The organism is Methanomethylovorans sp., from assembly GCF_041305605.1.
In the GTDB taxonomy this organism is placed as follows: Archaea; Halobacteriota; Methanosarcinia; order Methanosarcinales; family Methanosarcinaceae; genus Methanomethylovorans.
Window position 1 is genome coordinate 1 of the sequence record NZ_JBFYLB010000167.1, and the last position, 8449, is coordinate 8449.

Annotated in this window: 11 protein-coding genes; 5 read left to right on the plus strand and 6 right to left on the minus strand. The window is 42.6% G+C overall.

Features of this window, described 5'->3' with window-relative positions; translation table 11 throughout:
* The 3 genes from ACCM36_RS10160 to ACCM36_RS10170 form a co-directional block, all read left to right on the plus strand.
* The coding region (locus ACCM36_RS10160; RefSeq protein WP_370573644.1) for a DUF475 domain-containing protein at nt 1-355 on the plus strand (355 nt) is incomplete at its 5' end.
* Nucleotides 356-476: 121 nt separating this feature from the next.
* On the plus strand, nt 477-719 hold the full coding sequence (locus ACCM36_RS10165) for an AbrB/MazE/SpoVT family DNA-binding domain-containing protein (protein ID WP_370573645.1): 243 nt from the start codon (nt 477-479) through the stop codon (nt 717-719).
* Entirely contained in the window at nt 716-1117 is a 402-nt protein-coding gene (locus ACCM36_RS10170) for a type II toxin-antitoxin system VapC family toxin (protein WP_370573646.1), read from the plus strand. Before ACCM36_RS10165 ends, ACCM36_RS10170 begins: the two co-directional genes overlap by 4 nt.
* A gap of 45 nt (nt 1118-1162) precedes the next feature.
* Here the strand turns inward: ACCM36_RS10170 and ACCM36_RS10175 are convergent, their stop codons facing one another.
* The 3 genes from ACCM36_RS10175 to larB all read right to left on the minus strand — a co-directional run bounded on the left by ACCM36_RS10175 (nt 1163) and on the right by larB (nt 4457).
* On the minus strand, nt 1163-2323 hold the full coding sequence (locus ACCM36_RS10175) for a Coenzyme F420 hydrogenase/dehydrogenase, beta subunit C-terminal domain (RefSeq protein WP_370573647.1): 1161 nt from the start codon (nt 2321-2323) through the stop codon (nt 1163-1165).
* A gap of 143 nt (nt 2324-2466) precedes the next feature.
* On the minus strand, nt 2467-3666 hold the full coding sequence (gene larC, locus ACCM36_RS10180; protein ID WP_370573648.1) for a nickel pincer cofactor biosynthesis protein LarC: 1200 nt from the start codon (nt 3664-3666) through the stop codon (nt 2467-2469).
* Nucleotides 3663-4457, minus strand: a complete 795-nt coding sequence (larB, locus tag ACCM36_RS10185; RefSeq protein ID WP_370573649.1) for a nickel pincer cofactor biosynthesis protein LarB — start codon at nt 4455-4457, stop codon at nt 3663-3665. The genes larC and larB overlap by 4 nt, the downstream gene beginning before the upstream one ends.
* Nucleotides 4458-5145: 688 nt before the next feature.
* Between larB and ACCM36_RS10190 the strand changes: the two genes are divergently transcribed.
* A complete protein-coding gene (locus tag ACCM36_RS10190; RefSeq protein WP_370573650.1) occupies nt 5146-6087 on the plus strand; it encodes a S16 family serine protease in 942 nt (313 codons plus the stop codon).
* A 17-nt stretch (nt 6088-6104) separates the two neighbouring features.
* On the opposite strand, the gene ACCM36_RS10195 is transcribed toward ACCM36_RS10190, so the two are convergent.
* The 3 genes from ACCM36_RS10195 to ACCM36_RS10205 form a co-directional block, all read right to left on the minus strand.
* Nucleotides 6105-6428 (minus strand): cupin domain-containing protein, encoded by a 324-nt coding sequence (locus ACCM36_RS10195; RefSeq protein WP_370573651.1) that lies wholly within the window; start codon nt 6426-6428, stop codon nt 6105-6107.
* 38 nt (nt 6429-6466) lie between these two features.
* Nucleotides 6467-6832 (minus strand): VOC family protein, encoded by a 366-nt coding sequence (locus ACCM36_RS10200; RefSeq protein WP_370573652.1) that lies wholly within the window; start codon nt 6830-6832, stop codon nt 6467-6469.
* Nucleotides 6833-7357: 525 nt separating this feature from the next.
* The gene (locus ACCM36_RS10205; protein WP_370573653.1) at nt 7358-8044 is read right to left on the minus strand and encodes a YhjD/YihY/BrkB family envelope integrity protein; all 687 of its coding nucleotides are present in this window, start codon (nt 8042-8044) and stop codon (nt 7358-7360) included.
* A 255-nt stretch (nt 8045-8299) separates the two neighbouring features.
* Between ACCM36_RS10205 and ACCM36_RS10210 the strand changes: the two genes are divergently transcribed.
* A partial coding sequence (locus ACCM36_RS10210) for a response regulator (RefSeq protein WP_370573654.1) occupies nt 8300-8449 on the plus strand: 150 nt, incomplete at its 3' end.

The following is an 8449-nucleotide window of genomic DNA, read 5'->3' on the forward strand; positions in this document are numbered from 1 at the left end:
CTATCTGGAGATCATAGATGCAACATTCTCAATAGATGGCGTGATAGGAGCATTTGCATTCACCCTCTCAGTGCCACTGATAATTCTCGGGAACGGACTCGGAGCTTTCGTAGTAAGAGAACTAACAATAGGCAACATAGAAAGGATCCAGAAATACATGTATCTGAAGAACGGAGCAATGTATTCCATATTATTCCTGGGGATTTTTATGATCATGGATGGCTTTGGTTATCATGTACCCTCATTCCTGTCGCCACTGGCCACAGTCTTTGTCGTGGGTTATTTCTTCTATAAATCAAAGAAGCAACTCACCACCACTGAAATAGATTCCAGCTGTTTGGTCAAGCATGAATGAAAATAGGCTCATTAAACAATGGCAATCTTAAGACTTTTCTTTTTTACATTGTATATTTCTAAGACCAGTTCTCCTTAAGGATAAATACACGTTATACTAGATGTTCACATGGAAAATTTATATGGAATCCATAAAGAAAGTTGGACCAAAGGGACAGGTAGTTATTCCTCAGGAATTCCGGGAAGTGTTAAATATCCACCCAGGTTCAAAAGTACTTTTCAAACTTAAAGGCAAAAAGCTTGAAATAGAAGTGCCTCCCGTAGATTCAGTTTCCTTATTCAGAGAAACAGCAAAGGGAAGTGGGAGACTGGTATATGATCCACATGAAGCGTACAATGAAGAATTAGAAGAGAGGGTAAATTGAATTACCTGGATTCTAACCTCATCATTTATGCTATCCTAGATGATACTGATTTGGGAGAATGGGCAAGAGGAGTGCTTGAGCAAGTACAGAATTCCCAGATAAAAACGTGTACTTCATACCTGACGTTTGATGAAGTGTACTGCAAAGTTAACAAGGAAAAGGGCACTGATACAGCCATGAAAAATATAACTGCATTTCTCTGTCTAACAAACTTAAGGTTTATGGAAGTCAATGACCTTGTAATATGGAAATCTCTTGAACTCATCAAAGAATACGGTTTTTTACCCGGGGATGCTATTCATGCAGCTTCCGCTATTATTAGCGGAGCTACTGCTATCATATCTCAGGAAAATGATTTTGACAGGTTAAAAGAATTGAAAAGAAAGTGGATAGGTTAACCCGAGGGCAATAGAAAGATTAAAATCAAGGCTGACTGAAACATGTCAGCCCTGTTGCCTGCGATGTAAGGCATACATCTGGACTTTCTTCATCTTTGCAAGGTTCAGGACCCTTTGCATTTCTTTTTCTTCAATAACTCTTGCATCGATATAACCGCAATCTGCAGCTTCATTGAATATCTCATATCCTATGGATGAGCGGGTAAGCACAGATGTATAGCCATCCGGAGTGCCTACGCCTCCAAAAGATATATCAGTGTTTTCAGAAGCCATATCTGTGCAGTATTTGCATGAGCTGCTACGGCAATTATCAAGCTCCTGCAGGTCAAAACTTTCCTTTGCGGCTGCTGTTGTGACCTCAAACTGCCCTTTCCTGATCTTCATTGATTCGATATCTCCAAGGCGCATGTTCTTTCCTTCGATGAACTGCTTCAGGCCTCCGTAATCAAAACTGTCCATGCAGAAGAGACCCAACTTGAGTATCTTTGCCCTCATGAACATATGCAGAAAACCACGTGGGCTTTTTTGCATCTTATATACGGCATCGATGTTGCAGCTTGGACCTACAAAGGCAATACTGTTCATACCCTGACGGATCGCACTCATCAGAGCGTCCATTGTCATACTATGACTGTAGATACTACCTGATGACTGCAAAAGATCTTCATATGTTCTCGCCACCATAGGTACAGGTTTCCATGGCTCTTCCTCAGAACTTGTGGTAACGATGGCGCAATCGATCAGACCTTCTTCAAGACCGTATGCAAGCATAGCAGTCACTACTCCACCATCCTGCCCCTTGATCTCCTTGAGATTTGACTTGGCCGCATATGCCTGCCGCAGAGAACCTATCAAACCCTCTTCGGTAGTGATCGTCCTGGGACACTGATTGTAGCATACACCACATGCCGTGCATTTGCCCGTCAGTTTGGGCTGCCCCTCCTCTAAAGAGATGGATGCACATGTAGAGGCACAGGCACCGCACAATGTGCAGATGCCGGGCTTGATTATATCATTACGTAGCTTTGCAAAAGAGATCTTCTCACTCTCTTCTAAAGAGCGCTTAAGACGGATAGCGTTCCTTTCAACCCTATCCATGGCATAGTTATAGGAAACCGGACTCATATTATATTCTATTCTGCGACGTTCTCTTATAATATCTATGTCCCTTAGAGGAGCGTGTTTATATTCTGTACTTGTCAGCATCTTATTCACCTGCACGATGATGCCTGATGTTTTTGTATCAGCGAAATCTGCAGGCTCAAGATAAGCAATATTATTATTTAATTTTAATTTTAATTAAAAATAATTTTCATTATCAATAATTCAAATTAACAATAATGAGTTATTCAGGCCAGATAACCGGACCCATAAATATTCCATGCCTCTTCTTCTACTTTTCTTATGACATTCTTGAGAGGCAGATCCAGTTCTTTTGCAACTTTCTTGCAGTCCTCATATTCTGCGGAAATATGTAAGATCTCACCGGTATGGTCCTCAGCGATCTTCACGGGTATATCGTACACTTTGCCTCTTATGATAACCTTTACACTATCCATGCGCCGGTCCGCAGTATAGCGATGTTTGGTTGGGATCACACGAATGCCCAGGGTACCTGTCTCCCGCATTATCTCACGTGCGATGGTAGCACTATGCTCGGGTTTTGTTATCACTTTAATAATATGACCTGTGCGTCCTTTTTTCATTGTCGCAGGGATAATGGCAACATCTCTGGCCCCAATTGACAGCAATTTCTCGAACAGGTTGCCCAGCACTTCACCAGTCACATCATCCACGTTCGTCTCCAGCACCTCAATAGAGTCTCTGGAGAGGTCATCTTCCATATTTATGAGAGTACTGCGCAGCACATTAGGATCTTCTGTATCCGCATCTCCTGCACCGTACCCTACGGAAAGGACCTTTCCTTTGGGGAAATTCTCGATCGGCCGGGCAAAATGACCGAGGATCGCAGCTCCGGTGGGTGTGAGAAGTTCCCTCTTACCGGAACCATAGAATACCAGACCCGTCTGCTGTAAGATCTCAAGGGTGGCAGGAGCCGGTACAGGCATAGATCCATGGGCAGCTTTTACCCTGCCTCCCCCAACATTAATAGGCAGGCAGTATATTGCATCAGCACCTATCTCATGCATGGCAAAACATGAGCCTATGACATCAGCTAAAGCATCGTTCTGGCCAACCTCATGGAAGTGCAGTTCATCCAGGGGTTCACCATGTACCTTTGACTCAGCCCGGCCCATGAGCTCGAAAACTGCCAGCACACTGTGTTCAACTTTCGGAGGAAGACCGGCATTCATCACAATGCTCACCAATTCGTCATAATGGCGTGCATGTTCCTCATGGTCTACGTCTATATGCACGTCCACTGCACAAATACCCCTTTTGTTAGCTTCACCCACCCTTACGGATACATCCACTGAAGACTCTATGACCTCACGTACTTTTTCCCGGTCAACACCCAGAGAGATAAGGGTTCCAAGGATCATATCCCCGGAAGCACCTGAAAAAGCGTCAAAGATAATCGTTCTCATGCTTGTGCCTCCTTAGTTTTCCCGCCACGAGCCCTGGCAATGTTATTAGCTATCCTTGCAGCAAAAGCTCCTGCAACGAACCCTGCATCGATGTTCACTACCGCAAGCACGGAACATGACTGCAACATAGAAAGCAGTGCAGCCTCGCCTTTTGCTCCTGCCCCGTAACCAGTGGATACAGGCACACCGATGACCGGTACGTCCACAAGACCTGACACAACTGTAGGTAATGTACCTTCCCTGCCAGCAGCCACCACTATGGAATCCGGCTTGTGTGCCTGGAGCTTGAGCATCTCGCCTACAAGCCTGTGAAAACCTGCCACGCCTACATCATAGATAGCAATGGTCTCACATCCCATTTCCGAAGCTACTATGCGTGCTTCTTCGGCAACTGTGATATCAGCCGTCCCCGCAGAAATTATCGCCACCACTCCTCCTGTTTTAGGTGCAGGTGTCCCATTATGCACCACCACTGTCTTCTTGTGCCTTCCCCATTCCAGTTCTTCAGGTTTGAAAGCATCTTCCAGCAGTTTTACATTCACTTCATTAAGACGCGTGATGAGCACCCTGTTACATGCAGCTACATGTACTTGTGCTATCTTCACCACATCTTCGGGTTCCTTGCCCTCCGCAAGGATAGCTTCCATTATACCTGTACGATGACTGCGACAGGCATCGATCTTGGCAATATCGGAAACAGCTACGTAACCCATGCCGCGTATCAAAGATTCGGCAGCATCAAGGTCTGTTTCGTTGTTCTTTATCTTAACCAGGATATCTCTTAGATCCATGTTCACGTCCGAATATTGGAGTAAAAGTTTAATATGCTTTCCCAGTAACTATTAGACAAAAGATTTTCCAGAATTTCCTTTGCATGATATACATCGTGCAATCCCTAAATGACTTAAATTTTTATAATTCCGAATAAGGTTACTTCTTGCGCGAATCACTTCAAAAAGATCCAGTTCTCCCAGAATATTACTATGAAGAAGAAAAAGATAGCTATAAAATTCTCTGTAAACAAGGGGAATATAATAAAAATGTACAGCTTTGCCAGAACTCCAGCCACAGAAGCTATTTGTCCTGAGATTGGTCCATTTTAAAAAGTATTGTGGTTCCCATCCACACAACACCTGATTACTTGTTGTTAAATTGAGCATAAACTACTGCTGCAGCAATTATGCAGCCGTATGCCCCTAACTTAATTGTTTTGAGTATCATTTATATCGCCTCTTTCCCGTCATGAATGATCTTTAGTTTATTGTACCACCATTGAATTGATCACTATTGCTTGTTGTATCAGTCGCCACCCTATGGGCGTTCTACAAGCTATCCTTTGTTGTTTCATTATATAAATATATCTAAAATAGTATAAATATAAATCATCATTATGATGAGATTAAATATAAAATAGTGAACACTATAACGTGAACAAGTTAAAAGTAAAGCGTATATACTCAAAAGACAGTATGCATTACCATGAGAAAAGGGACCATGATCCTTCTTCTGATCATTTCGCTCACAGCAAATCTATACCTGTTGGCAGTACAGCAACCGGTGAAAGATGAGCAGGTACAACTATTGCAGGAGCGTATCAACTCACTGGAAGCAGAAAAAGAGGATCTGAACGCGCAGATAGGCCAGGATAATGTTTCCCTTCAGTCATATGCCTCCCAGCTTGATTTTTACAGGCAGCAATTGAACGAACTCGGAAGCAGTGTGGGTCTTTCATCGGATGGATATGAAGGAACTGCCAGCCTTCAGGCTCCTGCTGTGTACCAGAGCATTGAAGAAGTCATTGATGGGCCTTTCATCAGACAGATAGTAACTGAAAAAGGGTCAATGATGAACATATCCGTTGAGATCGGTCCTGGCAAAGGCAGAGTACTGGTGGAAACTAAACCGCTCATGGGAGTAGTGTTCCAGGATGCAGCCAATACAGCGGTTTTCGTGGCACAGAATCTGACAGATGCAAATATGATGTCCAGCGACATTATATTTAGCATAATTGCGGTAGGTGAAATACCGGCTGTAGATGGACCCAGTGCTGGTGCACTGATGACATTGATCATGGTCTCAGCCCTAAATCATGAGCAATTGAATGATAGTGTCACCCTTACAGGTACCATCGATCAGTATGGTAATGTAGGCGCTATCGGCGGCGTACTGGAGAAAGCCCAGGCTGCAAAAGATGGCGGCAAGCAACTATTCCTGTTACCAAAAGAGAACAGCAGACTTGTGCAATATACTTATGTCGAAAAGAACATAGGTGGTTTTTCCATGATCGAAAGGAGACCAGAGATCATTGATGCTAAACCCTATATAGAAGAGAATATCGGAATACGTGTAGAATATGTGGATTCCATAGAAGACGTCATGTATTACGCATTTGATAGTTCAAAGAGCAATGCTCCCTTATAAAAGATTGGGTTTAATGGTCACCGAAGGTATTCATCCCTGCGGGGAGAGAAGACTTCGATGGCCACTGAATCTTCAAGTACTTCCGCACAGTGTAAAACACCACCCGGAATGTTCCAGGAGTCCCCCGTAACCACTTCGTATGCATCATCCCCAATAAACAGAATCATCCTGCCTGAGACAAGATAACCTGTCTGTTCATGGATATGTTCATGTGAAGACAGGATACTGCCCTTCTTCAGCCTGAACTCTGTCATCAGAGTCAATTCACCATGAACAATTGTCTTCATGCTTATCCCAGGAAGCACTTCCCGGTAACCAGCCGCATCGCTCTTACAGAACATGAGCTAAAAAAGGTTACCTGAAATATTAATCTTACTGCTTATTTTGCTTCCGGATTATCCTCCCACAGGCCAAAAGTATTATTCTCTGTATCCAGGCACACTGCAAGGTAACCCATACCCGGCACTGCCATCTTGGGAAGAACGGTCTTTCCCCCCAATGCCTCCACTTTTGTGATATACTCATCCACCGAAGGTACCCCGATATAGGCTGTTATCTTCTGGTCATCCTGTCGCTTTCCTATGCCCCCTCCCGGTCCATCGGCACCATCAAGACCTTTTGTCTGCACCATGTAGTACTCAAATTCGGGATTCAGTTCGATGTTCCAATCGAAAAGCTTCGAATAGAACTTGCTCGCTCTTTCCGGATCATCTGCCGGAATATCCAGATGGACTATTGTTGGCATGAAACCACTCCACATTAATGTTCTATACAAAACGATTTAAGTTTATGCTCGAGAATGTGTTCGTTTTAAAGACGGTTTCTTGGCTCTGTAGAAATCATCGAAATTCAAGAGATTAGTAAAGTTAACAATACTTATTCAATCTTCCATTTTCATAGTAGAATATTCAATAGTTGTGCGTCGATCATACCTGAATTTAGTTCTACATTCAACATACTCGCATTCATCGGAGTCGTCTTCTGCTTCTATTTTCATAGAACAATATTCTATGGTCATGTGTCTATTGTACCTGAATATTTTTCTACATTCCTCACACTCATATTCTCCGGAGTCATCTTCTGCTTCCCACGGATCTGTCTGTTCTTCTCCACAGTACGGGCATATTATTTCTTTCGTAAATTTTTGACCTATTTCTTTTGTTATTTTCCCACGTCCTCTACTATGGAGATTTGGATAATTGCGGAATTCGATAAATATGATTTGTCTAGTAGTAAGATTAGCCAGGTGGATTTGGTCCGATCGTTTAATCTAATTTACCAGGTTTTTTCTAAGGAGATTAAGTGCACATCCTATTGAGGATTCTTGAACGAATCTGAAGCAGGTTTCTCCGTGGATTCTGTGTACGAGTACCTGGACATTAGTTTCAATGACCAGATCCTTGTTGATGATACTAGTCTGAATAGAAGTATCAAGTTCAGGGTGCTTAATGAACTTGATGGCGGTCCCTTCATAACTTCTATAATGCTCACGCACTGTAGTAATCCTGAATGTGAGACCAATGTACCTGAACTGCTGAGCAATTACGGCACATATCCTTATTTCATTGTCCGCATTACCCTTTGAAACTGGAACCTTCCATATCCTGTCCAGAAATTTATTGAATTGCCGAAACACATTACCGGCACCCCACATCAAAAGGATAAGACCTGCCAATGCACTTAAAGACAGGGAGCCTGTTTCAGGCATATTTTCAATAAAGGCTTTTAATGCTTCAATGAGAGTGGCAGCAACAATTCCTTCCATATATTCTACAATAGTATCCTGGACTTGTCCTGAACCCAGGAAGAGGCTTCCCACGGAAACAGAGAAGAGCAGAATGGCAGGTAAGCTCAGCAGTAAACAGAATGACAGGACCGCAATATCAGTTATAGAGTTATTATTTCTCCAGTTCTTTAGTGTGCTGACTGTAAGTTCCTTGATCTTTCCAGCACTCATCCATTACATAGATGCTTTTTTGTAGTGATATGTCTTGTAAAAGACATGCCTGGATAACTTTAATCGAGATAATGAATGAGTGGTCATCTGTAAGTACTGAATCTAGAATAGATGCATACTAATTCTTTGGAAGAAACGAAGTTAGCATTCTGGTTGTGTAGGATATAATAGAGAATGTACATCGAAAATATACATATAGTAATGTTTATTTAATATGCAATTTTATATATATACGATAATAGGTATGAGGTCTCTATGACAAGTATACTGGTAGTAGAAGATAACCCCATGAATATGGAATTGGTGGTCTATCTTCTAAAAGCAAATGGAATAGAGGTTACACAGGCATTTGATGGACTGGAAGCGCTCGAGATGCTCAGTAAGAGCACTTTTGACCTTATTTTA

Coding starts and splice junctions, on each gene's coding strand:
- ACCM36_RS10175 (WP_370573647.1), bottom strand. CDS start 2,323: ATGCTGACAAGTACAGAATATAAACACGCTCCTCTAAGGGACATAGAT.
- ACCM36_RS10190 (WP_370573650.1), top strand. CDS start 5,146: ATGAGAAAAGGGACCATGATCCTTCTTCTGATCATTTCGCTCACAGCA.
- larC (WP_370573648.1), bottom strand. CDS start 3,666: ATGAGAACGATTATCTTTGACGCTTTTTCAGGTGCTTCCGGGGATATG.
- ACCM36_RS10200 (WP_370573652.1), bottom strand. CDS start 6,832: ATGCCAACAATAGTCCATCTGGATATTCCGGCAGATGATCCGGAAAGA.
- larB (WP_370573649.1), bottom strand. CDS start 4,457: ATGGATCTAAGAGATATCCTGGTTAAGATAAAGAACAACGAAACAGAC.
- ACCM36_RS10195 (WP_370573651.1), bottom strand. CDS start 6,428: ATGTTCTGTAAGAGCGATGCGGCTGGTTACCGGGAAGTGCTTCCTGGG.
- ACCM36_RS10205 (WP_370573653.1), bottom strand. CDS start 8,044: ATGAGTGCTGGAAAGATCAAGGAACTTACAGTCAGCACACTAAAGAAC.
- ACCM36_RS10165 (WP_370573645.1), top strand. CDS start 477: ATGGAATCCATAAAGAAAGTTGGACCAAAGGGACAGGTAGTTATTCCT.